Raw genomic sequence first — 25,114 nt, forward strand, 5'->3', positions numbered from 1 at the left:
CCGCTTTGAGCGAAAGCGGGGTTGGCAGTGGCTGGCCAGGGAAGCGGTGCGACGATCCTCAAGATCCTCAGCGGCGTCCAGGCGGGCGTCGACGTGCCGCTGGCCGACGGCACCTATCTCGTCGGTCAGGGTGACGACGACGACATCCAGATCTTCGACATCAGCCTGAAGCCCGGCCATCTTCGCCTGACGCTCGGCGGCGGCAAGATCGTGCTGGCCGCGGCCTCGGGTTCGGTGCGCACCCGCAACGGCATCACCCTCTCGCCCGGCGACGAGGGACAGGAGATCGAGCAACTCGATATCGTCTCCGCGGGCACGACCCGCTTCGCGCTCGGCGCACCGACGGCCAACTGGGCGTCCGTGACGGATGTCGAGACCGGAGCGGCGGCCGGTCCGGCGAAGAGCCCCGCCCCGCCGGAAGGCGCCGGCCTCGCGCGTCGGCGCGCCTGGCAAGTCGCGCTTCCCGTGCTCGCGGTTCTCGTTCTTCTCGGCGGGGGAGCCGCCCTCCTCCCGATCCTGAACGCGCAGCGCGCCGTGTCCTCCGAGCAGATGGCCGACGACGACCTCGCTCGCGTCCGCACCGCCGTCGGCAGCTTCGACTTCGGCCGGCGCCTGCGCGTGGAGCAGGAGGTGGACGGCGCGATCTTCGTCACCGGCTACGTGGAAACGCCCGTCGAGCGCCGGGCGATCCAGGGCGCCGTGCGCGAAACCGACGTTCCGGCGCGCGTCCGCCTTCCCGTCCTGGGGCTGATCCGGAGCGAGGTCGAGAACCTCATCAAGGCCGAAGGCGCCCAGGTGCGCTTCGCTCTCGACGACGACGGCGCCCTGACGCTCTCCGGGCTCGTTCGCGATCCGGCCCGCGCCGAGGCGCTCGTCGGCACGATCCGGGAGCGCATCGACGGCCTGTCCGGCGTCACGTCTGAGATCCGCACCGCGCCGATGATCCTCGCCGACGTGCGCGCGCTCGCGGACCGCTCGCAGATCGCGCCCTACGTCATCTTCCGCCTCGACGGCACCGACCTTCTGGAAGTCAGCGGGATCGTGCCGACCGACAGGATCGATGCGTGGGTCGGCTTCCTCCAGGCCTATGCGACGCAGTTCGCCGAAACCATGCCGCTGCGCTCGCTGGTGCAGCTCCAGCGGCCGGACGGCACCGTCGGCCGGCCCGGCGAAACGCCGCAGACCGGGCTGTTCCTGGGCGCGGGAACGACGTCGAACGGCGACCAGCCCGTGGATGTCGAGCGGCTGCGCACGGGCCGGTTCGACATGGCCGACATCTTCGCCGGCGAAACCGAGCCTCCGGCACCGGCGGCCTCCGAGCCTGCGCCCGCAGCGCCCGAGGACGAGCGGCAGGCCGTCCGCCAGCTGATCGCCGCCGGCGGCTCATCCGCTGCCACCCTGCCCGAACCGACGCCGCGGGAACCGTCGGGCGATACCCGGCCGGCGTCCGATCCGGCGGGCACTGCATTGCGCGAGGAGCCGGCGGGCCGACCGGCGGAGATCACCGCGTCCGCTCCCGGAGCGCAGGATCCGCCCGCGTCGAACGGGCAGGGATCGTCCCCTTCGATCACGCGGGATCCACTCGTCGCCGATGTCGGGGCGTCGCCCCGCGACAGCGAGCCGCCGATCAACGATCTCGCGCGCGATCTCGTCGAGCGCTGGGAAGAGGACCGCCTGCCGGGCTCGGCCGCCGGCCGCAGCCTGGCGGAGGGGCTGCAGGCCCTGCAGAACTGGGGACTCGGCGTCTTCGGAGCCGAAACGCGGCCGGTCGCCGAGCGCTACCAGCCCCTGCTCGCAGGTCCGCTGGGTCAGCCGGACGCGCTCCAAGCCTGCTGGCCCGGCTCGCGCCTCGAGCGCCGCTCGGTGCTCGGCGCGCTGTTCTGGCTCGATCTCCTCAGCGTTTCCCGCGAGCTGACCATGGTGGATCTGCCGGCTTCGGAACAGTCCCTCGTCCTGGAAGCCGCGCTCAATCCGCGCGGGACCGGGCAATGCGCCGATGCGGCGGCGGGGCGACCCTTCCAGTCGGTCTACCTCGTCGAAGCCTCGCGCAACGACCGCTTCGTCGACTTCATCACCCGCGACCTCGCGCCGTTCCCGATCGAGGTCGCCGGCGTCAGCCTCCTCGGAGACCGGTTCGTCCAGACCCGGACCGGCGAGAAGATGCGCCAGGGCGCCGCCCGCGACCGCACCAGCCGGCTGGCGCTCGTCGGCGAGCTGGGGCTCGCCTTCGAGCAGTCCACGGGCTACTCGACCCACCTCTTCGGCAACGATCTGAACTGGCGCGTCCAGTAGTTCGGGATCGACGCCGGCTTAGTTCTTCGTCGTTGCGTAGATGTCCTCGTTCACCTGCTGCTGGACACGAACGCCTTGGATGAGGCGGGTGATCGACTCGATGCCGGACGAGGTGCGCACGACCCGCGGCGTGATGAGGACGAGGAGTTCCGTGCGCTGGGCGGTCGAGCGGTTCTGGCGGAACAGCTGACCGATGACCGGCACCTGCGAGGCGACCGGCGTGGCGTCCTCGCCCTTCTCGATCCGATCCGAGATCAGGCCGCCCAGAAGGATGGTCCGGCCCGACTGTCCCAGGATCTGGGATTCGATGTCGCGGGTCGAGATCACCGGCGTCAGGTCGCCGGCCGCGGCGCTGGACGACGGCGTCGAGACGGATTGGACGACGTTGAGCTTCACCGAATTGTTGGCGAAGATCCGCGGCGTGATCTCCAGGACGACGCCCGTGTCCAGGATCTCGACGTCCTGCGTGACCGTGATGTTGCCGAGGTTGTTCGAGCGCTGCGAGCGGGTGGCGAAGGGGATCTGGTCGCCGATCACGAGGCGGGCGGAAGCGCCGTCGACCACCGTCAGATAGGGCGAGGACACGACGCGCAGGTTCGTGACGGCGCGCAGCGCGCGCAGCACCGCGTCCACGGTGACGTTGCCGATGTCGGCGCCGACGCCGATGATGCCGCCCTGCGTCGGCGACTGGTTTCCATCCGGGATTCCCGAGCCGACGACGATGCCGTTGCTCTGGAGGAAGAACTGCACGCCGCTTTCCAGGCGGTCGTTCAGCTGCACCTCGATCACCGTCGCTTCGATGATGACTTGGGCCTGCGGCACGTCGAGCGTGCGCACGGTGTCCTGGATCCGGTTGAAGACGTCGTAGGTCGAGTAGACGAGAAGCGAGTTCGTCCGCTCCTCCGCCACGATGCGCGTCTCGCCGGGGGACGGCGCGAGCGCGGTGGACGCGACGCTTGTCTCCTCGGCAGCTTCCGCCTGCACGCGGCCGCCCCGCGCGTTGGCCCCGCCCTCCGCGGGCAGGGTGTCGACCCGGACGTTCCCCGCGGCAGTGGGGCCCGCGAGCGCCAGTCCTGTGCCGTCCTCGTTGTCGTCGATCGCCGTGCTGCCGTTCGGGGCGCGAAGGCGCGCCGCCGCGCCGATGCGGCTGGCCGGCGCTTCCTCCCGCTCCGATCCGCCGATGCGCGAGCGGGTGCCCGTGCTGCGCGCCTCGGTGGGCCCGGAGGCGACGGACGAGCCGAAGATCTGCGAGAGCTGCGGCGCGATCTCGACCGCGCGAATGTGGGTCAGGGGCACGACGCGCAGGCCGCTGACGTCCGTCACCGAACGGTCGAGCTGCCGGGCGAGCTGCTGAAGGCCCGCCATCAGCGTCGGATCGGAGGTGCCGACGAGGATCGCCTGCTGGTTTTGGAGCGGGATCGCGGTGATGGGCTCGCCCTCCCCGCGCAGCGAGCTGCCGTAGAACTCCGTCAGCTGGGCCGCGACCGCCTCCGGCGCGCTCCGCCGCAAGGGGATGATGGCGACCTGCTCGCTCCCCACCGCGGTTTCCGAGAGCGTGCGCACGAGGCGCTCGACCGACTCGATGTCGGACGGGCTCGCCTTGATCACCAGGGTGTTGGCAGCCGTGCTGGCCTGGACGCTGGTTCCCGCCGGCAGGAGCTGCGACGCGAGCTGAGCGACCTCCGCAGCGTTGCCGTCGGACAGTTTGACGATGCGCGAGACCTCCTCGCCGGTCCGTCCGGCCGCGGCGTTCGTTTCCAGCGTCGTCAGGGTTTCCAGCGTTCCGATCTGGTAGACGCCGTTGATCAGCCGGATCACCAGCCCCTCGCGGGCCAGAAGGTCGCGGACGACCTGAAGGACGCGGCTCTTCGGGATCGGGGTCTCGGTGCGGAAGTTGACGCTCTGCGGAAGTTGCTCGGGCGCGACATAGGTCACGCCGAGCGCGCCGCCGAGAAGCTGCTGAAGGATGTAGGCGAGGGTCGCGTCGCGGAAGTCGATCGTCACCAGCTCGTTCGGGTCGAAGCTGGGCGCGACGACGTTGCCGAGATCGCGCAGGTCGGCCTCGATGGCGCTCCGCTCGCCGGCGTAGTTGACGCGCGTCGAACCGACGAAGCCGGCATAGGGCGCGATCGTCCGCGAAACGGCGCGCGCGTTGAAGGCCGCCGCGTTGATGATCGGCCCGACACGCTGAGGCTCGCCGTTCTGGAGGCGCGGCTGCACCGTTCCCGTGGTGAAGAGATCGGGATCGTCGATGCCCGAGCTGGCGCAGCCGGAGAGCGCCACCGACAAGGCCAGGAGGCTGATCGCGGGCCGGGCGATCCACCGCCGTGCGCGCCCGCCGCGACGCGACGAAGGTCCTGCCGGAAGGGACAGCGTCATGGTCATCGTGCCCCGGACCGAGGAAGCGGCGGCTCGAAGCCGATCAGCCGACGTGCGGACCGTGCCGGAAGCGCATGCGCGTTCATCACAGACCACCCTCCTCAAGTGCCTTGGCGGCGAAACGAGCTTCGAACCGCGAAGCGGCCCGATCGCGAGCGCGCCGATGCATGGACGGCCCCGGCACCGCGACCCCGCGCCAGATCCTTGAGGGACTATTCAACCTTTGAGCTTGATCGAAGCTCGCGCCGTGCGTCGGCGTTCGACGAACGCTGCGGCAGCGGGCATGAATCGATGCCTCCTGTGACGAACGACACCGCCATGCGGGACGGTTGCCCCTAGGAACGAGGTCGGACACGGTGCGCCGGACCGGCCTTCTCTTGGGAACCTGACGAATGAACACCTTCGCGAATCTGATCTCGGCTCTCGCTCGGTCGCTCGAGCTGAACCTGTCCGAGGCCGCCGAAAGCCCGGTGGAGATCGTTGTCGACGATCTGACGATCACCGTGTCGCGCGAGGTCGTCGCCGACATCGAGGACATCGTCCTCTTCTCGGTGATCGGCACGGTAGAGCCGCGCGGCGAACTCGAAGCCTATCGCCTTCTTCTAGAAGCGAACGTCCTTTGGTCGGCCACCGCCTTTGCGACGCTCGGCGTCAATTCGGCGACGCGCGAGGTCGTCATCTGCTTCCGCTGCAAGGCAAGCGAGACCGACGAGGCGAGCTTCCCGAACCTCGTGACGAGCTTCGCCGAGATCGCCGGCATCTGGCGACACATCCTGTCCGAGCAGAACGCCGGCCGTCCGGTCGATACCGGCGAGCTGACCAGCGACTTCGCCATCATCCGCGCCTGACCGCCTCCAGGAGATCCGTTCGATGAGCAACATCAGCAACAACCCGCTGCGCCAGGCAGGCTTCCACGACATCGGCCAGCTCACCCAGGCGCGCCAGGCGCCGCAGAGCGGCGCAACCTCTACGCCAATCGCCCGGGGCCACGCTCCGGCGAACTCGACCTTCCAGGGCACGATTTCGATCAGGAATGCCCCGGCGGTCAACGGCGCCGGCGCCACCCAAGCCGCCAGCCAAGGCCGTCTGGCGGCCATGACGTCCACCATCGGCACGTCCCTGGCTTCGGCCGCATCGTCCCTGTCGCACGCGGCATCCGCCTTCGGAACATCCGTATCCAACGCGGCCTCGGCGCTCGGCACGTCCCTGTCCAACGCCGCCTCCTCCGCCCAGGCGGGTATCCGGTCGGCGGCTTCGGCGGTCGCGACGGCGATCGACAAGAAGCTGTTCGAGCCGGGCCGCATAGCCGAGCAAAAGTTCGCGGCCATCAGCGCCGAGCGCGACTTGCTACGCGACAAGCTCGGAGCCCCGAATCCGAACAGCATCCTCAACAAGGAGATCACGACCGCCGAGGGCAAGCACACGGTCGAGACCTTCATGAAGACCTACGTCGCGTCCCTGCACGGCAAGAGCAACGTCACGGCGCAGGAGGTCATGACCTTCGTGCGCATGGGCGAGCAGATCGTGACCGAGCTCTACAAGGGCTCGGACCAGGACTTCAGGCTGCCGCTGACCACCACCATCGACGGCAGGCAGGTCACCATCCCCTCGAACCTCGATACGACGCGCGCCGTCTCCTGGTATCTCCAGGCCAAGTGCATGTCCGACAACGCCTCGCCCGACCGCGACAACGTCCAGATCCATTCCGGCTCGATGACGGTGGGCGATCCCGGCAACCGCCTCTACAAGTATCTCAGCTCCGCCCCGAACTGCTACGGCCGCTGTTCCAGCCACCACGAGCGCCGCAGCGCCATGGACGGCGACCGTCCCGCGACGGCTACCAAGGGCTTCACCGCTCCACTCCTGCACGGCTTGGCGAAGCAGCCCATGCAGAACGGGATCGAGGATTTCACCAACAAGTTCCCATCCAATGGTGGCACCCTCCTCTTCGACAAGCTGAAGGACGGTGTGAAGGGCGGCGAGCTGTTCATGAAGTGGGAAGAGGTCGGAATGCCCGACGCGGTCGGCTCCGGCCGGGTCGCCAAGCACGGCGACACGCGCGAGGAGAAGGCGACCTTCACCATGGCCGCCGGCCGGTGCAAGGGCCACATGTTCAACTTTCTCAACCGCCATTCCGAGAAGGCGGGCGTGGCGCGCGGCGAACAGGGAGCCAAGCTCGCCGCCGCGCAAACCAAGCTGATGAAGGATTTCCAGACCCTGGTGAAGAAGTCCGATCTCAGCGCCGAGGACAAGGCGGCCTACGGTCCCGACAAGAAGGACCACGACGTGCAAAGCATGTACGAGGGCTTGGCGAAGATGATGCAGACGGCGGCTGACAAAGGCCACTCGATCGCTTCCTATCAGAAGATGATCGGCCGCGTCGACGACCTCGATGCCAAGGTGGGCGACGGCGGCGGCGACCTGCACATCGGCAGGCAGGCCACGCTGATCAACGACTTCAGGTCGATGGTGAAGGGTTCGGACCTCAGCTCCGCCGACAAGAAGGCCTACGGCCTCGACAAGGACAAGCAGGACATCCAGAACATGTACGAAGGCTTGGCCAAGCTGATCCAGAGCGCGGCCGACAAGGGTCAGCCGATCACCCAGTACCAGGCCATGATCGCGGAAATCGCCGACCTCGATGCCAAGATCGGCAATGACATGGGCATCCTGCGCAGCGGTGCCGAAGCGCACACCCGCCTGCCCTGAACGCAGCAGCCTCCACCCGTGCCGGTTTCGCCAGCGCGGGTGGCGCTTGTCGGACGGCGGCGGGATCCACCCGCCGATCATCGCTCGAGCGGAGTTCCGGAGGGTAGGTTGGATCACCGACCGCAAAGCAAGGGCCGTGAACGACGGTGGATGCCCGCGCGACGAGAAACCGGCGCCTCACTGCACCGGCCGAGCCGCGCAGACGAACGCTTCGATGCAAAGCGGCCATCGAAATGCGGACACTCCCCCGCAGCCCCGGATTCAAGATGAGCAGGAGACGACGATCCAAATCCTTCTCGCCGCACCCCAGATGATCCCGCGCTTGATTAGCCGCTGAATTGATTCCTCGATCAATCGTTGTCAGACGGTTTGCTTACGGTCTCCGACTATCTTACCATCCGATGATCGGTCGGAGAGACGATCGACGGTGATGGCGCTGCCGTTCCATCCGACCGGCACCAATTTATTGAGTTTATCCCTCATCGTCCCGCCCGCGGACGCGCGTAAGTCTCGCGGTCGACAGTAACGACTCGACGCATTGCGCCGAGAGGCTCCGCCGAATGTTCGGTTCATCGGACCGAAATCCTCGCAGGAACGAGAGGCTTCGGCGATGTCGTCCACGACTTCCAAGTTCGTTGCTCTTGCTTTGGGGGTCGCGATGGCAGCCGGCACCGGATCGAAGGCCCTGAGCCAGGCGCCGGTCCTGTCCGCCGCCGAGTCGGACCCTCGGGTGATGGGCTGGATGCAGGGTTTTCCGCCGCCGCCCGACAAGATCATCATGCAGCCGGAGTCGGACTACTTCAGCTTCCCGCGCCTGCGATGGTCGGTCTGCCATATCCGGCAGCTCCTGCCGACCGTGGAGATCAGCCGCGGCATCGGAGCGCCGGTTCCGCTCGACTACGTGGACGTGCTCGCCTTCGCAAACCAGCGGGCGGCGATCGACGCGCTGACGTTCAAGCCGATCGGCGCCGACAAGGAGATGACCTGGCGGGAATCGCTCGACGCCAACTACACGGACGGCATCCTCATCCTGCACGAGGACCGCGTCGTCTACGAGCGGTACTTCGGCTGCCTGGACGATGCCGGCAAGCACGCGGCGATGTCGATGACGAAGTCCCTGACGGGGCTCCTGGCCCAGATCCTGGTCGCGGAAGGGCGGCTCGACGAGAACGCGCTCGTCTCCAGCATCATCCCCGAGATCAGCAGGAGCGCCTTCGCCACGGCGACCGTCCGCCAGGTGATGGACATGACCACGGGGCTGCGCTTCTCCGAGAACTACTCCGACCCCAAGGCCGACATCTGGACCTATTCCGCGGCCGCCAGCCCGCTGCCCAAGCCCGCCGACTACAAGGGGCCGAACGGCTACTGGGCGTACCTGGAGCAGGTCCAGCCCGAGGGTCGGAACGGCGACGCCTTCCACTACAGGACCGTCAACGCCGACATGCTCGGTTGGATCGTGTCGCGCATCGCCGACAAGAGCGTCGCCGAACTCGCCTCGGAGCGCTTGTGGCGGCCCATGGGCGCCGAGCAGGACGCCTACATGACGGTGGATGCGAAAGGCGTCCCCTTCGCGGGCGGCGGCCTCAGCGCCGGCCTGCGCGATCTCGGCCGCCTCGGCCTCCTCATGCTGAACGAGGGAGTGATCGACAACAAGCGCCTCTTCCCGGCCGCGGCCGTCCAGCGGATTCGCGCGGGCGGCGATCCCGCGAAGTTCGGGACGAACTATCCGGCGCTGATCGGCGGCAGCTACGCCAGCATGTGGTGGATCTTTCCCGGCCGCGACGGCGTCTTCGCGGCCCGCGGCGTCCACGGCCAGACGATCTACGTCGATCCGGCCGCCCGCATGGTGATCGTGCGCTTCGCCTCCTATCCGCAGGCGGAGAACAACCTGATCGACCCGACGACGATCCCCGCCTTCCAGGCCGTCGCGGATTACCTCAAGGCGAAGCCGCAGGCGTCGGACGTCGAGCCGCCCGCGGCCGTTCCCAAGCCTTCGAACCGTTAGCTCCCGACGCTTGACAAGGATGCGTCCGCGACTCCATCGTGAAAGCGGTTTCACTGGGGTGGCGGGGACGTGCAACTGGACCTTTCCGTGCTGGCGCCGCATGCCGGATTCCTCTGGCGGGGAGCGATCCTCACCGCCGAGGTCTGCGGCCTGGCCATTCTCGGAAGCGTCGTCCTCGGCGCCCTGGTCGCCATCGCCCGGACCGCGTCCAGCCGCTGGCTGCGTGGGCTCGCCGCGGTCTATGTCGACCTCTTCCGGAACGTGCCGTTCCTGGTGCAGCTGTTCTTCTTCTATTACGGCCTGCCCGAGCTCGGCATCTACATCGACGCCTTCACGACGGGCGTCCTCGCCCTCTCGATCGCGGGCGGCGCCTACGCTTCCGACGCGATCCGCTCCGGCATTCTCGCGATCGATCCCGGGATCATCGAGGCCGCCGAGGTCAGCGGGCTGTCGCGCCGGGTGATCTTCACCCGCATCGTTCTGCCGATCGCGCTGCGCACCTCGATCCGGCCGCTCGGCTCGGTGCTGATCAACATGATCCTCACCTCCTCGATCCTGTCGGCGATCACGTTGAACGAGCTGACGGGCTCGGGGCGCATCGTCGCCTCCGACACCTTCCGGCCCTTCGAGGTCTACGCGGTGCTGCTCGTCGCCTACGCCGCCCTCACCTGGACGGTGTCGCTCGCCGTCAACCTCCTGCACCGGCGGATGAACCGCGGCATCACGCAGGCCGTCGCGTGATGCGCTACACCGAGTTCACTCCTTACGACATCGTTCTCCTGGCGCAGGGTCTCGGCGTCAGCCTCGCCCTCTTCCTCGCGACGTCGGCGATCGGCCTCGTTCTCGGCACGCTTTGGGCCGTGACGCGCTTCTACAGGGTGCCGGTCCTGTCGCAGGCCCTGGCGTTCCTCGCCGAGCTTCTGAAGAACTCGCCGGTCCTGGTGCAGCTCTTTCTCGTCTTCTTCGGCTTTCCCGCCTTCTTCCGGGTCAACGTCACGCCGGTCGAGGCGGCGCTGATCACGCTGTCCGCCAACACCGCGGCCTTCGTCTACGTCATCGCCGTGTCCGGCATCGAATCGGTCGGGCGCGACCAGATCGAGGCGGCGCGGGTCTTCGGCCTCACGCGCTGGCAGGTGCTGCGCCGGGTGATCGCGCCGCAGGCGGCGGCCTTCGCGACCGGCCCGCTCGTCGCGCTCCTCGTCAACCAGCTGCAGGTCACCTCGCTGATCTCGGTGATCGGCGTCGCCGACCTGACGAAGATCGGCAATATCCTGAATCTTCGGACCCTGAAGCCTTTCGTCGTCTGGACGGTCGTCGGGCTCCTCTACTATCTCGCGGCGAAGCTCGTCGCCCTAATCGGCGCGCGCATCGAGACGCGGCTGCGCGCCCACAGCGCTTGGCGGGGGCTCTAGATGCTGGCGATCGAGAAGGTCCGAAAGGTCTTCGGCGCGACCACCGTTCTCGACGGCGTCGAGCTCGTCGTCGAACCGGGCGAGGTCGTGTCGATTCTCGGCTCCTCGGGCTCCGGCAAGTCGACGCTGATCCGCTGCATCAACGGGCTGGAGCGCCTCGACGGCGGCCGCATCACGGTCGACGGCTTCAACGTCTCCAAGCCCAGGGAGCTCGCCGAGGCGCGAAAGCGCTCCGGCACCGTCTTCCAGCTCTTCAACCTTTATCCGCACATGACCGCGGTCGGGAACGTCATGCTGGCGCCGGTCGAGGTGCTGAAGCTGCCGAAGAAGGAGGCCGAGGCGCGGGCTCGGCGGATCCTCGATTCCGTCGGCCTCGGTCCGCGCGCCGACGCCTATCCCGCCCAGCTCTCCGGTGGCCAGCGCCAGCGCGTCGGCCTGGCGCGCGCGCTCGCCATGGAGCCCCGCTACCTCCTCCTCGACGAGGTGACGAGCGCGCTCGATCCCGAGATGACCGCCGAGGTGCTCGGCATCCTCGCCGAGCTCGCCCGATCCGGCACGACGATGCTCTTCGTCACCCACGAGATCGAGTTCGCCCGGCGCATCTCGAACCGCATCGTCTTCCTCGACGGCGGCCGCCTCGTCGTCGACCTGCCGACCGCCGCGTTCTTCAGCGCGGCCGGCGGCATGGCTCATCCGCGCATCGCGCAATTTCTGTCCAAGATGCAGAAGGACTGACGCCGCCCATGCTGCTCGTCGCCAATGCCGAGGCGTGGCCCGGCTTCGCCACCACCGTCGAGCGCCTGCGCGAAGGCGCGCCCAGCCTCGACGCCATGGTCGAGGGCATCGGCCACGTCGAGCGCGAGGCGAAGGTGCGCTCCGTCGGCTACGGCGGCTGGCCGAACATGCTCGGCCGCATGGAGTTCGACGCCGGCGTGATGAACGGGACGACCCGCGAGGTCGGCGCGGTAGGCGCCGTGCCCGATACGCTGCCCGTCTCGCGCCTCGCCCTTGAGGTCATGCGCCGCCTGCCTCACGTCATGCTGACGGGCGATGGCGCGCGCCGCTTCGCGACCGAGATCGGCATGCCGCTCGACGAGACGCTACATCCCGACAGCCGCCGCGTCTGGTGGGAACGGCTGGAGCGCGAGCTGTCGCGCGAGGAGCTCGACCGCTTCCCCGATATTCCCCTCGCCCCGCTCAGCCGCGCCATCACCGATCCCGAGCGCGTGCGCGACACCACCGTCTTCCTGTCCGCCGATCCGGCCGCCGGCATCCATGCGGCGACCTCGACCTCCGGTTGGGCCTGGAAATATCCGGGGCGCCTCGGCGATTCGCCGATCCCCGGCGCCGGCTTCTACGCCGACAGCCGCTACGGCGCGGCGGCCTGCACCCATACCGGCGAGATGACGATCCGCTGCGGCACCGCCCGCACCATCGTCCTCGCCCTGAAGCTCGGCCGCTCGCTGCACGACGCGGTGCGACTGGCGGTGGACGAGCTGTGCGAACTGCGCGGCGGCTTCCTCGCCGGCGTGGTGATCCATGCCGTGGATGCGGGGGGCAACCACGAGGTGGTGAATGTCCGGTGCGAGGGCGAGATCCGCTACTGGCTCTGGGACGAGGGAATGGCCGAGCCCGAGCTTCGGCCAGCGACGACGATCTGAGACAACCAAGCTCAAGGGGAAGTTCATGAAGCGCATACTGACTGCCATGGCCGCGCTCGCGCTCGTCGCCGGCGCCGCCCTGCCCGCTGCCGCGGGCATGATCGACGACATCCGCTCGCGCGGCACGGTGCGGATCGGCGTCTCCCTCGGCGGCGAGCCCGTCGGCTTCCGCGACGCGCAGAACAACCCGATCGGCTACGACGTGGACGTCGCCAACCGCCTCGCCGAGAAGCTCGGCGTGCCGGTGGAGTTCACCGACGTGTCGGGCGACGCGCGCGTGTCCATGCTCGTCTCGGGCCAGCTCGACATCGTCGTCGCCAACACCTCGGCGACGCTGGAGCGGGCAAAGACCGTCAACTTCTCGATCCCCTACAACCGCGCCGGCCTGCGCGTCATCGTCCAACGCGATGCCGGCATCACCCAGCTCTCCGACCTCGCCGGCAAGAACGTCGTCGTCGGCCGCGGCACGACGGGCGAGACCTTCCTCAAGCGCGAGGTGCCGGAGGCCCAGCTCGTCTACGTCGACAACTTCGCGCCGGACGGCGTCCTTCAGCTCCAGCAGAAGCGCGTCGACGCGGCGATCGAGGACTCCTCGCTCGTCGACTTCCTCGCCACCCAGAACGACCAGCTCGTCACCCTGCCGGAGCTCTACTCCAACGACCCTATCGGCATCGCCGTCGCCAAAGGCGATCCGGAGTTCGTGCGCTGGCTCGACATGTTCGTGTCCGACTACATCCAGTCGGGCGCCTACGAGGCCAACTACAAGAAGTGGTGGGGCGAGAGCGCCAACCCGCCGCAGCTCAATCCGCTCTGGTGAGCCGGGCGGCGGGGAGCCTTGCCGCTCCCCGCCCGCGCGTCATGCCGTCGCCCGCGGAAAGAAGTGCGTCGGCACGCTGACCGGCGGCGAGCCGGGCACGAAGACGTCCGGCTCCACCACGAGCCGCGTGATGTGCTCGACGAAGAGCGCCTTGTCGAAGCCGATCGAGGCGATGGGATAGGCGTCGTAGTCGGTGAGGCTGAGATTGTCGAAGCCGTAGAGCCGGAAGCGCTGCGGCCGGTTGTTCGGAAACAGCGGCCGGCAGGCGTCGAGGACGCCCATGGCCATAGCGTCCGACGTGCAGAACACGGCGTCCGGGCTCGGTCCCGACAGGAAGGCGGAGGCCGCGCGATGGCCGCTGGCATAGGAATAGTCGCCCTGCAGCGTTTGCTCGAGCGTGATGGCGTGCGCCGCGAACGCCACGCGGAAGGAGGCGATCCGCGCCTGCTCGATCAGGGACGAGGCGCGGCCGGTGACGAGCGCGGCGCGGCGCACGCCCTTCGCCGCCGCGTCCGCCACAGCCTCGCCGATGCCGACCGCCTCGTCCGGCACCACGGCGGGCGAGAGCGCGTCGTGCCGCCCGTTCATCATCACCACGAGGTCGGAGCGGAACATCCGCCGCACCGTCGCCGCATCCGCGAAGTCCGACCAGACGAGCGCCGCGTCGACGTGGTGGGCGACCCCGTCGCGCAGGAATTCCTCCACCCGGTCGACCGAGCCGACCTTGAGGAGCAGCACCTGCTTGCCGACCGCCTGGATCGCGCCGAGCAGGCGGTCGAAGAGGTCGAGGTCGGACAGGTCGTGGATGTGGTTGACGACCACGGCGACGAGGTTGACGCGCTTGGTCGTCAGGCTCTGCGCCAGAAGGTTCGGGCGGTAGCCCAGCGCTTCCGCGGCCTTCAGCACCCGGTCGCGCTTGTCGGCCGAGACCGGCCGCGGCGAGGCCGACAGGGCGCGCGAGACCACGGCGCGCGAGACCTTCGCCAGCGCCGCCACGTCGTCCATGGTCGGCGGAATGGCGGGGGCCTTGGCGGTCTTCTCGTCGGGCAGGTCGGTCAAGTGTCGGCTCGGCGGCGCGTTCGCGCCTTCCCTCTATCCCATCCCCGCCGCCCGGACAAAGCCGCAAACGCGGCAGCGGCCGGGCGGCGGCCCAGCACAGCCCGACCGGAGGAGCCCGCATGAGCATCGTCCTGAAACCCGTCGCCCTGCCCGACTTCGGCGCTCTCGGCGATCAGCCGCAGGTGCCGGCCGCGACCTATGCGGCGCGAGCCGACGCGGCCTATGCGGGCGGCGGCTGCGACTGGCTCGTCGTCTACGGCGACCGCGAGCATTTCGGCAACATCGCGTTCCTCTCCGGCTTCGAGCCGCGCTTCGAGGAAGCGCTGCTGCTGCTCGGCCCCGGCGGGCGGCGCGTGCTTCTGGCCGGCAACGAGTGCGAGAGCTACGCGGCGCTCGCCGGCCTGCCGGGCCTGGAGGTCATGCGCGCCCAGAGCCTCAGCCTGATGGGCCAGGACCGCTCGGCCGAGCCGCGCCTCGCCGATCGCCTGCGCGAAGCCGGCATCGGCAAGGGCGACAGCGTCGGCCTCGTCGGCTGGAAGTATCTCGAAGCCGAGGAGGACGAGGACGCCGCCGCGCTGTTCTTCGTGCCGGACGTCGTGGTCGCGCTCCTGCGCCGCGTCGCGGGCTCGCTGCGCGACGCGACCCCCGTCCTGATGCACCCGGAAACGGGCCTGCGCTCCGTCGTCGACGCCGACCAGATCGCCGCCTTCGAGTGGATCGCGGCGCGCACCTCCGCCATGCTCTGGCGCGTCGTCTCGAACGTCGGGGTCGGCGACACGGAGTTCGAGGCGCTCGGCCGCCTCGGCTACGAGGGCGACCCGCTCAACGTCCACACCATGTTCGCCTCGGCCTCGCCCGGCGAGCCGGTGATCGGCTTGCGCAGCCCGACCGCCCGGCGGCTGAGAAAGGGCGACGGCGTGACGACGGCGCTCGGCCTATGGGGCGCCCTGTCCTCGCGCGCCGGCCTCTTGGACGACGCCAACGACGCCTTCCTCGCCGTCGCCAAGCGCTACTTCTCCGGCCTCGTCGCCTGGTACGAGACGGCGGATGTCGGCGTCGCCGGCGGCACGCTGTTCGAGGCGGTGACGCAGACGCTCGCCGAAGGCGGGCTGCGCTCGGCGCTCAATCCCGGCCATCTCGGCGGGCACGAGGAATGGTCGCATTCGCCCGTGCGGCCCGGCTCGCGCGAGCGCCTGCGCTCCGGCATGGTGTTCCAGGTCGACGTCATCCCGACGCCCCTGCCGCCCGGCCAGGCCCTCAACAACGAGGACGCGGTCGTCTTCGCCGACGAGAGCCTGCGGGCCGAACTCGCGCTGAAGCACCCGGCCGTCGCCGACCGCATCGCCGCCCGCCGGGCCTTCATGGCGGACACGATCGGCGTGCCCCTGCCCCCCGGCATCCTGCCGCTCTCCTCGACGCCCCTCTGCCTGCCGCCCTTCTGGCTGCGGCCGGGCGATCTCCTCGCGCGGGAGTGACGGGGCGCCGTCCCCGAGCCTCCACCGCAATGCCGCCCAGATTGGCGGATGCTGTGGACGCATGGACGAGCTTTCCGACCTGGCGGACTTCCTGTCGATGCTCGGCGACAAGCCGAGCAAGCGGCGCTGGGTGAACTGGCTGCTGTGGATCTTCGCCCTCGTCGGAGTGCTGCTCACCCTGCTCGTCATCGTCGGGCAGCTCGTCGGCTGACCGGCATCTTGTCGAGCGACAAGGGTGCCACCACCTGCATGTCATGGCACTTCTCGACAAGATCATCCGCACCCGTCGCTATTACCGCATGGCCCGCCGGCCGCCCACGGCGCGCGGGCTCCTCGCGATGGCGCTCACCTCCGTGGCGGCCAGGCTGATCCGGAAGGTCGTCTACAAGAAGCGCTGAGGCGACGGTCCCGCGGGACCGTCTGGTTCTCCGCCCGGCGATCGTCGACCGGGCGCCGCGGCTCCGGGCCATCCCGGCGCCGGATGCTCTCCCGCCGCGTGGCGGCGGGAGGCTTTTGGTCTCACATGGCTCGGCCGGCGTTCAGCACCCGCTCGTCGCCCTGGTGGCGATGATCCGCCCCGAAGGCGTCCTCGCTGCCGTCGCTGTCGTCGTCCGCCCCCACGATCGACCAGCGGTCGGCATCGAGGCCCATCTGAGCTCGGGTTTCCGCGTCCTCCAACGCGACGACTTGCGGCTTCTGGTACGCGTATGCGCCAACTCTCACGATGTTCGACATGGCGTCCTCCTGTGCCAGAGATTGGTAAGTCTGCGCCACCATCTGGTAAGTGCTTAACTAGATTATTCGGTTTTATCCTCGATGCAACCCCGGCCGCGTTAAGCCGGCCCGCTCGCCTTCAACCCTTCGCGAGATCAGTCGCTTCGCGGCGGAAACAGGGACAAGTGCGGCTGGTTGCGGGCAATCTCCGGCAGCCTGATCCGGCGATCCTCGGGCAGGAAGCTCGCGACGATCAGCCCGTCGCCGCTGAACGATTCGCCGACACCGTGCTCGCACAGGACATGCGCGCCGAGCCGTTCCAGTTCGGCGACGCAGTCGTGATGGGTCGACGGCGAACCCGAGATGCTCTCGTGGTGCGTCGACGCCACGACGAAGCGGACGCGGCGGGCGGCTCCGGCGGCTTCCATGGAGCGGATGAAGGGCAGCTCGGCGCCCTGCGCGTCGATGTGCAGCATCTCGACCTCGCCCCCGCCGGCAAGCGCCAGGACGCCGTTCATGTCGACGCAGGGCAGGACGTGCGCCTGCCCGTCCGACTCGCAGACGGCCGAGATCTCCCGCGAGCCGTCGCCTCCGACCCAGGCGCGGTGGAAGCCCATGCGGTGGGCGACCCCGTTGAGGCCCGCATTGAAGCGCCCGACCTCCAGGTGCGCGGGATCGGGCTCGACGCCGATGGTGCGCGAGCCGGGAATCTCGTGGAGATACCAGAGCGAGTAGTAGGACCAGAAGGCGCCGAGCTCGACCATCAGCGTCCCGTGCCGAACGAACGGCATCAGCGCGTGGAAGAGCAGCTCTTCCTGCGGCTCGTGGTGCCCGCGCAGGCCGCGGATCACCTGCGCCATCCAGTCGCCGTAATAGCCGCCGGCCTTCACGCGCACGCCGTTGTGCATGATCTGGACAGGCCCGGCATCCGTCGCGACGATGCGGCCGGCATCCGCGACCTTGGGGATCGGGTCGCAGTCCTGGCACGAGATCGTCATGATGGTCCGGTCGAGCGCCGTCACGGGCCGTGGCGGCTCGCGCACGGGCTCCTCCGGCGCCGCGGTCGACGGGTCGGCCGCGCCCTTCTGGTTCAGGAACCGCTTCAGCATCGCATCTCCGCCTCCACCATCGGGCCGACGCTTAGCAGGGCCGCGCGCCGCCGGCCATGGCGCGCGTCCTCTCAGGCGACGAGCTTGGTCTCCCGCGCCGCGTCCCGTGCGGCGCCCTCGGCCGCGGCGCGGTCGAGATAGGCCGCGATGCGCCGCCGGAAGGCTTTCGGCTTTTCCGCGAAGAGCCGCGCGCAGGCCGCGAGCGCCTCGACGCGCAGCTCGCGCTGGCGGGTGGAGGCGAGAGCGGCGATGCGGGCGCGGTGGGTCTGGGCGCCGAACAACTGAGGCTCGGCCTCCATCTCGCCGAGCAGGACGGCGTAGTCGTGGTCGCTGCCGAGCGCGTCGGCGACGCCGTCCGCCGCCTTGCGGGCCGGTGTCAGCACGTCCGGCCAGATGTCGGCCAGGAGCTTGAGGTGCATGGCGTGGTACTTCGCCCGCTTGCGCAGGTCGTGGAAATCCTCGGCGTCGCCGCTGGCGGTCGCCGTCTTCAGCGCCGTGCGGGCGCGGCGATAATTCTCCTCGAGCCCATGAAGAAGCGAGGAGCGCCCTTGCGACGCGCCGACGGCGCGGCGCTCGCGCCAGTCCTCCAAGGCGCCGTCCAGAACCTCGATCACCTGCGACACGCGCGCGCCGACATCGCCCTCGGACGCCACCACCACCTGCCGCTTGTGCTCCAGGGCCGCGCGGATGGCGGCGAAGGACGCCGGCGCGACGCTTGCCCCGACATGCTCCTGCAGCGCGTCGAGCGATTCGATCAGCGCCGTGCGGTCGCGCACGGCCGACAGGCTGCGCGCCGCGTCGCGCAGGCGAGCGTTCTCGCGCCGGTACAGGCGCGCATCGCTTTCCCGCGCGAAGCGCAAGAGCCCGCGCAGCTTCTTCAAGCGCTTGCGAACGTCGTGGATCGCTTCTCCCTGATCCGCGTCGGGGTCGCGCAGTTCCGCCGCCGCCTTTTCCAGCTCCTCGCCGGCCACGCGGGCGATCTCTTCGGCGGGCGGGCGATGAGGGTCGAGGCGGTAGGCCATGGGGTGTCTCACGACTGCTGAGGGAGGGGCGGCGCCTCTGCCAGCGCCAAGGACGAGTTCGAGTAAGCGCCCTCGCCCGTCACTTCGGGCCCGAGCCAGTCCGGCAGCTCGACCGCGTGGTCGACCGCCGGCAGCTCGATCTCGGCGAGAACGAGCGGCGCCAGCGCGCCCTCGAAGACGTCGACCTCGACGACGAGCCCGTCGGCGCCGAGATCGACCCGGTAGCGCCGCTTCTCGACGGTTCGGCCGATGCGCGAGGCTTCGAGCTCGCGCGCCTCGTCGAGCGGGATCTCGTACTCGTACTCGCCGCGCGACAGGCCGGCGCCGGTCTTCAGCGTCATCACGGCGCGCGCCTCGTCGAGGATGCGCACGCGCAAGGAGAACCCATCGCGCACGGCGAGATAGAACTGACGGATGCGGCGGCCGTCGTCGTCCTCGACCTTCTGCCGCCACTGGTCGTCGACGATCCGGAACTTGCGCTCGATCTCGATACCCATGCGGCAATTACGCGCAAAAGCGCCTTTCGTTGCCCGCCGAGCGCGATTTCGACGGTGCCCTGCCGCCGAAGCGTGCCGTCATCGAACCTCCATCCGCAGCGTCTTGCCGACGAGCGCGGCGAACTGCTGGAGACGCCCTTCCGGCTTCTCGCCGACGAGGCCGCCGAGATCGCGGGGCACGGCCAGCGTGAAGCCGCCGCGCGAATCCGGCATCCAGCGCAGCCGGTTCAAGAGGCCCGGCATGGCCGCCGTGAGAAGGTAGGTGACGCGGAACAGCGAGGCGAGGAGCCGCGCCCGGGCCAGGAGCTTCTCGTCGATCAGCGTTTCGATCTCGGGCACGTGCGACTGCTCGAACGAGCCCTCGTGGCGGTAGTAGTTGGTCAGGCCCAGGAAGGCGCGCCCGCGATGGTCGATCGCGGGAAAGGCCGCGTGCGCGATAAAGGACAGGGCCTGCTTGCCGCGGTAGTCGGGATGGGCCCGCCAGCCGACATCGGCGAGGAGGCAGGCGGCGGCCCGCAGCCGCTCCTGCTCCGGCGTCTCGTCGATGCCGAGCGTTTCGAAGCTGCGGTGGCTCCATTCGACCAGTTCCAGCGCATGCTCGGGCGAGCGGGCGCGCAGGAAGGCCAGCTCGCGCGAGGCCTCGATCAGCGGGTCGAGCCGCTTCTCCTCCTCCGGCAGGCGCGCGTAGAGGAACCCCTCGCGCACGCCGAGAGCCGAGACGACGATGGAGGACGGCTTGAGGTGGCGCAGCACGGCGTGAAGCGCCACCGCGCCGAAGGCGAGAAGCGCGCGGCGCGACTTCGACACGGCGGCGATCCCGGGCAGCTTGTCGACGTCGCCGCGCGCCACCAGCGATAGGAACGCATCGGCCGCGTCCGGCGCGATCTCGTAGCCGTGCATGACGTGCAGCGGGTAGTTGCGCTGCTCCATGTGGAGCTTGGCGAGGTTCCGCCACGTGCCGCCGATAGCATAGAAGGGCCGGCCGCGGCCCTTGCGAACCAGATCGCAGCTCGCCACGAAGCTGTCGGCGATGAGCCGCGCCTTGGCGAGGTCGCCGCCCGACAGGTCCTGGAGGCGCAGGCCCCCGAGCGGCATCGTGAGGCCGCCCTCAAAGATGCCGTCGTGGATGTCCACGAGTTCGAGGCTGCCGCCGCCCAGATCCCCGGCGATGCCGTTCGGCTCGTGGAAGCCGGCGAAGACGCCTTCGGCGGCGAAGCGCGCCTCGTCGGCGCCCGACAGGATGTTGATCGGCGTGCGCAGCGCCGCCTCGGCCGCCGCGATGAACTCGGCGCCGTTCGAGGCCTCGCGGGCCGCGGCGGTCGCGATCGGATGAAGTTCCTCCACCTCGGCCTGATCGGCCAGAGCCCGGAAGCGGGCGAGCGCCGAGAGCGCGCTCGCCATCGCCGAGTCGTTCAGGCGACCGGTCTGGGCGAGGCCCCGTCCGAGGCCCGACAGGACCTTCTCGTTGAAGAGCGGCGTCAGCGCCCGGGCATTGCCCTCGTAGATGACGAGGCGCACCGAGTTCGACCCGATGTCGACGACGCCCACGGGCTTGCGGCCCGGCAGGCGCCCGAGCGCGGGGAAGCGATCAGTCGACACGCGAATGATCCGCGCGCTGGCGCGCGATGAGCTTCGGGGCGTCCGACTTGAGGGCCTTGCCGCGACCGGAGAGGCTGGGATTGGTCATGAAGTAGCGCTGCGCGTTGAAAGGCTGTTCGCCGGGCGAGGGCACGATCCGGCGCGAGGTGCCGTCGGAGGCCACCGACCAGCTCTGCTGGTTGTCCAGGATGTTTCCGAGCATGATCTGCGACAGGACCTGGCTGTGGACCGTCGGGTTGGTGATGGGGACGAGCGTCTCGACGCGCCGGTCCAGGTTGCGGGGCATGAGATCGGCCGAGCCCATGTAGACGAGGGCCTGGGGCGACGGCAGGCCGGAGCCGTTGCCGAAGCAGAAGATCCGGCTGTGCTCCAGGAAGCGCCCGACGATCGACTTCACGCGGATGTTGTCCGACAGGCCCGCGACGCGCGGGCGCAGGCAGCAGATGCCGCGCACCACGAGGTCGATCTCGACCCCCGCCTGGCTCGCCCGGTACAGCGCGTCGATGATCTTCGGATCGACCAGCGAGTTCATCTTCATCCAGATCTGGCCCGGGCGCCCGGCGCGCTCGTGCACGATCTCGTTCTCGATGAGCTCCAGGATGCGCTTCCTCAGCGTCAGCGGCGAGACAGCGAGCTTGCGCAGGTCGGACGGCTCGGCATAGCCGGTGATGTAGTTGAAGACGAGCGAGACGTCGTGCGCGATGTCCGGATCGGCGGTGAAGTAGCTGAGGTCCGTGTAGATCTTCGCCGTGATCGGATGGTAGTTGCCCGTGCCGATGTGGACGAAGCTCGCCATGCGGTTGTCCTCGCGGCGCACCACGAGGCTGAGCTTGGCATGGGTCTTCTTCTCGATGAAGCCGAAGACGACCTGGACGCCGGCGCGCTCCAGGTCGCGCGCCCACTTGATGTTGGCCTCCTCGTCGAAGCGGGCCTTCAGCTCGACCAGCGCCGTCACCGACTTGCCGGCCTCGGCCGCGTCGATGAGGGCGCGCACGATCGGCGAGTCGTTCGAGGTGCGGTAGAGCGTCTGCTTGATCGCCACGACGTTCGGGTCGGAAGCCGCCTGCCGCAGGAACTGCACCACCACGTCGAAGGACTCGTAGGGGTGGTGGACGATGATGTCCTTCTCGCGGATCGCCGCGAAGCAGTCGCCGTTGTGCTCGCGGATGCGCTCGGGAAAGCGCGGGATGAAGGGCGTGAACTTCAGGTCGTCGCGCGGCGCCTTGCAGATCTGCGAGACGGAATCGAGCGCCAGCATGCCGTCCATCACCGAGACGCGGGCTTCCGGCACCTCGAGCTCGCCGGCGACGAAGTTGCGCAGTGATTCCGGCATCACCGAATCGAACTCGATGCGGATCACCGAGCCGCGCCGCCGACGCTTCAGCGCCGACTGGAACATGCGCACGAGATCCTCGGCTTCTTCCTCCACCTCGATGTCCGAATCGCGGATGATGCGGAACGTGCCCGCGCCGCGCACGCGGTAGCCCGGGAAGAGCCGGCCGATGAACAGCGCGACGACGCTCTCCAGCGGCACGTAGCGCAGGTGCCCGTCGGCGCTGGCCGGCAGCTCGATGAAGCGCTGGAGAGCGGTCGGCAGGCGCAGCAGCGCGTTCATCTTCTGCGAATCGCGCTCGCGGATGAGCGCCAGCGCCATGGAGAAGCCGAGGTTCGGGATGAACGGGAAGGGATGCGCCGGATCGACCGACAGCGGCGTCAGGACGGGGAAGATCGTCTCGTCGAAGTGATTGGCGAGCCAGTTGCGCTCGTCGCGCTTCAGGTCGCCAGCCCCGACGATGTGGATGTTCTCCAGCCGCAGTTCCTTCACGAGCTCGGCCAGCGCGCCCTGCTGCTCGGCCTGCAGCGTCGACACGTCTTCGAGGATGCGGTCGAGCTGGCCCTGCGGGGTCAGCCCGTCCTCCGAGCGCAGCGTCAGCTTGGCGCGCACCTGCGCGGCGAGGCCCGCGACGCGCACCATGAAGAACTCGTCGAGGTTGCCGGCCGAGATCGACAGGAAGCGCACGCGCTCGAGAAGCGGATGCGCGCGGTTCTGCGCTTCCTGAAGGACGCGGCGGTTGAACTGCAGCCAGGAGATCTCGCGGTTGATGTACCTGTCGGCCGGCAGCTCGGCCGGCTTCTCCGCGGCCGGCGCGGGCTCCGGCCCTCCGATGATGACGGGCGGCGATTCGAGGATGACGGCCGCTTCCATCGCACCCGATTCGGCGATCGGGTCGGCCACGATGATTTCCGCCGCGAGCGGATGCTCGGCAGCGTTCCCGTCCGGCGCGGCGCTCGCCGCCGCCTGGGGCTCGACCTTGGGATGCGCCGCGCGCCGCGACGTGCGCTTCGCACCGCCGCCGGCCTTCGGCGTGACGCCGCCCTTGGATGCGGGCTCGACCTTCTGGGAATCAGACACGGGCGTCCTCGTCCTCCTTCGTCCGATCAGTCGTGCAAAGGCGCACGTCGTTCGCCTTTGCTCATAACGGCAGCCGGCTGACGGTCAAGCACCCGCTTGACGAGCGACAGGTTTACCCCGGACTTGGTGGAGAGCGCCTCCCGGTCAACCGCGTCGACCAGATGAACCGCCTCGGCGAGCGAGCGCTCCATGCGGGCGGCCAGAAACGTCAGGATGCGGTCCTCGACGAGGAGCTGCCGGTCGGCGAAGAGCTTGGCGAGGACGCCGATCAGGAGCTCGTCGTCGGGCGCCCGGATCGGCACCACGGTGGCCGCGCGCAGGCGCGAGGCGAGGTCGGGCAGGCGCACCGGCATCGCCGCCGGCATCTGCCGGGCGGTGGCGAAGACGGTGCCCTGCCCCAGCCGCGCCGCGTTGAGGATCGCGAAGAGCTGCGCCTCGCTGAACCGGCCGGAATCGACGTCGTCGAGCGTGGCCGCGAACGGCCCGGCGGCGAGCACGACGTCGACCGCGTCCGGCGTCAGGACGACCGCCTGCGCATGCTCTGTGAAGACCTCGGCGAGATGCGTCTTGCCCGATCCTTCCGGCCCCACCGCCACCACCACCGGGTGCGGCCAGGCGGGCCAGGAATCCACCGCGCCGACGGCGAGGCGGTTGGCCTCCGACACGACGAGGTCGTCGCGGGAGTTCGAGGGGCTGTGCGGCAGGTCGAGCGGGAGCTGGCGCGGGGTCATGATCATGCGGTCCGTCAGACGGGGTCGCCGCCGAGTCTCGGATCCTCCGGCGACGGAGACAGGTCGGCCTCCGCGATCGCCGGCGGCGCGGGGCGCCGCGCGGTCTCGATCCCGGTCCGGCCGAAATACATCTCGCTTTCGAGATACTTCACGATCGCGAAGCGGACGAGGACGCCGATCGCGGCCGAGGCCGGGACCGCGATCAGCAGCCCGACGAAGCCGAACAGCGCGCCGAAGGCGAAGAGCGCGAACATCAGCCAGACCGGGTGGAGTCCGACCGAGGCGCCGACCAGCTTGGGCTGGAGGATGTTGCCCTCGATGAACTGGCCGCTGAAGAACACGGCCGCAACCGCCACGATCCAGGGCCAGTCCGGCCAGAACTGCACCATCGCCACGCCGAGCGCGAGCACCAGCCCGACAAACGAGCCGACATAGGGAATGAACGAGATCAGCCCGGCGAAGAGGCCGATGAGGAGGCCGAAGTTCAGCCCGACCAGCGACAGCCCGACGGCGTAGTAGGTGCCCAGGATCAGGCAGAGGCTGCCCTGCCCGCGCAGGAAGCCGGCCACCGACCGGTCGATCTCGCGCGCCAGCCGCCGGACCGTCTGCGTGTGCTGGCGGGGCGTGAGGCCGTCGATCCCGGAGATCATCCGGTCCCAGTCGAGCAGGAGATAGAAGGCGACCACCGGCGTGACGACGAAGAGCGAGACGAAGTTGACCACTGCCAGCGACGAGGTCCACAGCCCCGCCACGAAGGTCGTGATCATGCCCGTGCCCTGCGAGACGAATCCCGTCACGTCCTCGCGCAGCGTCGTCTCGTTGTTCTCGAACAGGAAGGCCAGCGGCCCGGTGCGCAGGCCCGCCGCGAGAAGCTGCAGCCGATCGAGATAGTCCGGCAGCCGCGCGGCGAAGCTCGCCACCTGCGAGACGATCACGGGCACGAGCACCAGGATCACCGTCAGGATCAGGACGATGAAGATGAACAGGATCAGGATGCTGGCCGTCAGGCGCGACAGCCCGCGCCGTTCCAGCCAGTCGGCCACCGGATCGAGGAAGTAGGCGATCACCATGCCCAGCACGAAGGGCAGGAGAATGGAGGAGAACAGCCAGACGAAGGCCGCGAGGCCGACCGCGGCGGCGCTCCAGAAGGTCAGCTGCCGGCGAAGCAGCCGGCCGCGATCCCGAGTTCTCATGCCCGCTCGCCCTCTGCCGCCGCCTTC

At 69.2% G+C, this 25,114-nt stretch carries 22 protein-coding genes; 12 read left to right on the forward strand and 10 right to left on the reverse strand.

The genetic code is table 11. The annotated features are described in order from the left end of the window. The first annotated feature begins 27 nt into the window (after nt 1-27). Nucleotides 28-2,292: an FHA domain-containing protein gene (locus FZN60_RS04595; protein ID WP_158871570.1), complete on the forward strand. Its 2,265-nt coding sequence runs from the start codon at nt 28-30 to the stop codon at nt 2,290-2,292. An 18-nt stretch (nt 2,293-2,310) separates the two neighbouring features. On the opposite strand, the gene FZN60_RS04600 is transcribed toward FZN60_RS04595, so the two are convergent. Further along, nucleotides 2,311-4,671: a secretin GspD/PilQ domain-containing protein gene (locus tag FZN60_RS04600; RefSeq protein ID WP_158871572.1), complete on the reverse strand. Its 2,361-nt coding sequence runs from the start codon at nt 4,669-4,671 to the stop codon at nt 2,311-2,313. Between the two features lie 392 nt (nt 4,672-5,063). Here FZN60_RS04600 and FZN60_RS04605 point away from each other — a divergent pair, with 392 nt between their 5' ends. The 8 genes from FZN60_RS04605 (at nt 5,064) to FZN60_RS04640 (ending at nt 13,275) form a co-directional block, all read left to right on the forward strand. Further along, nucleotides 5,064-5,519 carry a type III secretion system chaperone gene (locus FZN60_RS04605; RefSeq protein ID WP_158871574.1) on the forward strand — a complete coding sequence of 152 codons (456 nt, stop codon included), beginning with the start codon at nt 5,064-5,066 and terminating at the stop codon, nt 5,517-5,519. A 22-nt stretch (nt 5,520-5,541) separates the two neighbouring features. Further along, nucleotides 5,542-7,380, forward strand: a complete 1,839-nt coding sequence (locus FZN60_RS04610) for a hypothetical protein (protein WP_158871576.1) — start codon at nt 5,542-5,544, stop codon at nt 7,378-7,380. 658 nt (nt 7,381-8,038) lie between these two features. Then, nucleotides 8,039-9,385: a serine hydrolase domain-containing protein gene (locus tag FZN60_RS04615; RefSeq protein ID WP_246726587.1), complete on the forward strand. Its 1,347-nt coding sequence runs from the start codon at nt 8,039-8,041 to the stop codon at nt 9,383-9,385. 69 nt (nt 9,386-9,454) lie between these two features. Further along, nucleotides 9,455-10,126, forward strand: coding sequence for an amino acid ABC transporter permease (locus FZN60_RS04620; protein WP_158871580.1), 672 nt, complete (start codon nt 9,455-9,457; stop codon nt 10,124-10,126). Continuing rightward, nucleotides 10,126-10,797, forward strand: a complete 672-nt coding sequence (locus tag FZN60_RS04625) for an amino acid ABC transporter permease (RefSeq protein ID WP_158871879.1) — start codon at nt 10,126-10,128, stop codon at nt 10,795-10,797. The genes FZN60_RS04620 and FZN60_RS04625 overlap by 1 nt, the downstream gene beginning before the upstream one ends. Continuing rightward, nucleotides 10,798-11,532, forward strand: coding sequence for an amino acid ABC transporter ATP-binding protein (locus FZN60_RS04630; RefSeq protein WP_158871582.1), 735 nt, complete (start codon nt 10,798-10,800; stop codon nt 11,530-11,532). Between the two features lie 8 nt (nt 11,533-11,540). Continuing rightward, nucleotides 11,541-12,458 (forward strand): isoaspartyl peptidase/L-asparaginase, encoded by a 918-nt coding sequence (locus tag FZN60_RS04635; protein ID WP_158871584.1) that lies wholly within the window; start codon nt 11,541-11,543, stop codon nt 12,456-12,458. A gap of 25 nt (nt 12,459-12,483) precedes the next feature. After that, complete coding sequence (locus FZN60_RS04640) at nt 12,484-13,275, forward strand: transporter substrate-binding domain-containing protein (RefSeq protein WP_158871586.1); 792 nt, start codon at nt 12,484-12,486, stop codon at nt 13,273-13,275. Nucleotides 13,276-13,314: 39 nt separating this feature from the next. Here the strand turns inward: FZN60_RS04640 and FZN60_RS04645 are convergent, their stop codons facing one another. After that, nucleotides 13,315-14,334 carry a LacI family DNA-binding transcriptional regulator gene (locus FZN60_RS04645; protein ID WP_246726588.1) on the reverse strand — a complete coding sequence of 340 codons (1,020 nt, stop codon included), beginning with the start codon at nt 14,332-14,334 and terminating at the stop codon, nt 13,315-13,317. Nucleotides 14,335-14,453: 119 nt separating this feature from the next. On the opposite strand from FZN60_RS04645, the gene FZN60_RS04650 reads away from it, so the two are divergent. The 3 genes from FZN60_RS04650 to FZN60_RS04660 all read left to right on the forward strand — a co-directional run bounded on the left by FZN60_RS04650 (nt 14,454) and on the right by FZN60_RS04660 (nt 16,207). Then, nucleotides 14,454-15,809, forward strand: coding sequence for a M24 family metallopeptidase (locus FZN60_RS04650; protein WP_158871588.1), 1,356 nt, complete (start codon nt 14,454-14,456; stop codon nt 15,807-15,809). Nucleotides 15,810-15,870: 61 nt separating this feature from the next. Next, the gene (locus FZN60_RS04655) at nt 15,871-16,020 is read left to right on the forward strand and encodes a hypothetical protein (RefSeq protein ID WP_158871590.1); all 150 of its coding nucleotides are present in this window, start codon (nt 15,871-15,873) and stop codon (nt 16,018-16,020) included. Nucleotides 16,021-16,063: 43 nt separating this feature from the next. Then, a complete protein-coding gene (locus FZN60_RS04660; RefSeq protein WP_158871592.1) occupies nt 16,064-16,207 on the forward strand; it encodes a hypothetical protein in 144 nt (47 codons plus the stop codon). Between the two features lie 121 nt (nt 16,208-16,328). On the opposite strand, the gene FZN60_RS04665 is transcribed toward FZN60_RS04660, so the two are convergent. The 8 genes from FZN60_RS04665 to FZN60_RS04700 all read right to left on the reverse strand — a co-directional run bounded on the left by FZN60_RS04665 (nt 16,329) and on the right by FZN60_RS04700 (nt 25,087). Beyond that, entirely contained in the window at nt 16,329-16,544 is a 216-nt protein-coding gene (locus tag FZN60_RS04665; protein WP_158871594.1) for a hypothetical protein, read from the reverse strand. 134 nt (nt 16,545-16,678) lie between these two features. After that, on the reverse strand, nt 16,679-17,632 hold the full coding sequence (locus FZN60_RS04670; protein WP_158871596.1) for a class I SAM-dependent methyltransferase: 954 nt from the start codon (nt 17,630-17,632) through the stop codon (nt 16,679-16,681). A 71-nt stretch (nt 17,633-17,703) separates the two neighbouring features. Further along, complete coding sequence (locus tag FZN60_RS04675) at nt 17,704-18,654, reverse strand: CHAD domain-containing protein (RefSeq protein WP_158871598.1); 951 nt, start codon at nt 18,652-18,654, stop codon at nt 17,704-17,706. 8 nt (nt 18,655-18,662) lie between these two features. Continuing rightward, nucleotides 18,663-19,151, reverse strand: coding sequence for a CYTH domain-containing protein (locus FZN60_RS04680; protein ID WP_158871600.1), 489 nt, complete (start codon nt 19,149-19,151; stop codon nt 18,663-18,665). A gap of 78 nt (nt 19,152-19,229) precedes the next feature. Continuing rightward, complete coding sequence (locus tag FZN60_RS04685) at nt 19,230-20,750, reverse strand: Ppx/GppA family phosphatase (RefSeq protein WP_246726589.1); 1,521 nt, start codon at nt 20,748-20,750, stop codon at nt 19,230-19,232. Then, nucleotides 20,740-22,956 carry an RNA degradosome polyphosphate kinase gene (locus tag FZN60_RS04690; RefSeq protein ID WP_158871885.1) on the reverse strand — a complete coding sequence of 739 codons (2,217 nt, stop codon included), beginning with the start codon at nt 22,954-22,956 and terminating at the stop codon, nt 20,740-20,742. Before FZN60_RS04690 ends, FZN60_RS04685 begins: the two co-directional genes overlap by 11 nt. Before the next feature lie 233 nt (nt 22,957-23,189). Next, nucleotides 23,190-23,900, reverse strand: a complete 711-nt coding sequence (locus FZN60_RS04695) for a P-loop NTPase family protein (protein WP_158871602.1) — start codon at nt 23,898-23,900, stop codon at nt 23,190-23,192. 8 nt (nt 23,901-23,908) lie between these two features. After that, entirely contained in the window at nt 23,909-25,087 is a 1,179-nt protein-coding gene (locus FZN60_RS04700; RefSeq protein WP_158871604.1) for an AI-2E family transporter, read from the reverse strand. Nucleotides 25,088-25,114 lie beyond the last annotated feature (27 nt).

The sequence above is a fragment of the Antarcticirhabdus aurantiaca genome, assembly GCF_009765365.1.
In the GTDB taxonomy this organism is placed as follows: domain Bacteria; phylum Pseudomonadota; class Alphaproteobacteria; order Rhizobiales; family Rhizobiaceae; genus Antarcticirhabdus; species Antarcticirhabdus aurantiaca.

Excerpts from the sequence above, each read along its gene's own strand:
- FZN60_RS04600 (WP_158871572.1), bottom strand. The coding sequence starts at position 4,671 with ATGACGCTGTCCCTTCCGGCAGGACCTTCGTCGCGTCGCGGCGGGCGC.
- FZN60_RS04690 (WP_158871885.1), bottom strand. The coding sequence starts at position 22,956 with ATGGAAGCGGCCGTCATCCTCGAATCGCCGCCCGTCATCATCGGAGGG.
- FZN60_RS04655 (WP_158871590.1), top strand. The coding sequence starts at position 15,871 with ATGGACGAGCTTTCCGACCTGGCGGACTTCCTGTCGATGCTCGGCGAC.
- FZN60_RS04640 (WP_158871586.1), top strand. The coding sequence starts at position 12,484 with ATGAAGCGCATACTGACTGCCATGGCCGCGCTCGCGCTCGTCGCCGGC.
- FZN60_RS04625 (WP_158871879.1), top strand. The coding sequence starts at position 10,126 with ATGCGCTACACCGAGTTCACTCCTTACGACATCGTTCTCCTGGCGCAG.
- FZN60_RS04680 (WP_158871600.1), bottom strand. The coding sequence starts at position 19,151 with ATGGGTATCGAGATCGAGCGCAAGTTCCGGATCGTCGACGACCAGTGG.
- FZN60_RS04660 (WP_158871592.1), top strand. The coding sequence starts at position 16,064 with ATGGCACTTCTCGACAAGATCATCCGCACCCGTCGCTATTACCGCATG.
- FZN60_RS04665 (WP_158871594.1), bottom strand. The coding sequence starts at position 16,544 with ATGTCGAACATCGTGAGAGTTGGCGCATACGCGTACCAGAAGCCGCAA.
- FZN60_RS04700 (WP_158871604.1), bottom strand. The coding sequence starts at position 25,087 with ATGAGAACTCGGGATCGCGGCCGGCTGCTTCGCCGGCAGCTGACCTTC.
- FZN60_RS04605 (WP_158871574.1), top strand. The coding sequence starts at position 5,064 with ATGAACACCTTCGCGAATCTGATCTCGGCTCTCGCTCGGTCGCTCGAG.
- FZN60_RS04695 (WP_158871602.1), bottom strand. The coding sequence starts at position 23,900 with ATGATCATGACCCCGCGCCAGCTCCCGCTCGACCTGCCGCACAGCCCC.
- FZN60_RS04650 (WP_158871588.1), top strand. The coding sequence starts at position 14,454 with ATGAGCATCGTCCTGAAACCCGTCGCCCTGCCCGACTTCGGCGCTCTC.
- FZN60_RS04630 (WP_158871582.1), top strand. The coding sequence starts at position 10,798 with ATGCTGGCGATCGAGAAGGTCCGAAAGGTCTTCGGCGCGACCACCGTT.
- FZN60_RS04675 (WP_158871598.1), bottom strand. The coding sequence starts at position 18,654 with ATGGCCTACCGCCTCGACCCTCATCGCCCGCCCGCCGAAGAGATCGCC.
- FZN60_RS04615 (WP_246726587.1), top strand. The coding sequence starts at position 8,039 with ATGGCAGCCGGCACCGGATCGAAGGCCCTGAGCCAGGCGCCGGTCCTG.
- FZN60_RS04670 (WP_158871596.1), bottom strand. The coding sequence starts at position 17,632 with ATGCTGAAGCGGTTCCTGAACCAGAAGGGCGCGGCCGACCCGTCGACC.
- FZN60_RS04610 (WP_158871576.1), top strand. The coding sequence starts at position 5,542 with ATGAGCAACATCAGCAACAACCCGCTGCGCCAGGCAGGCTTCCACGAC.
- FZN60_RS04635 (WP_158871584.1), top strand. The coding sequence starts at position 11,541 with ATGCTGCTCGTCGCCAATGCCGAGGCGTGGCCCGGCTTCGCCACCACC.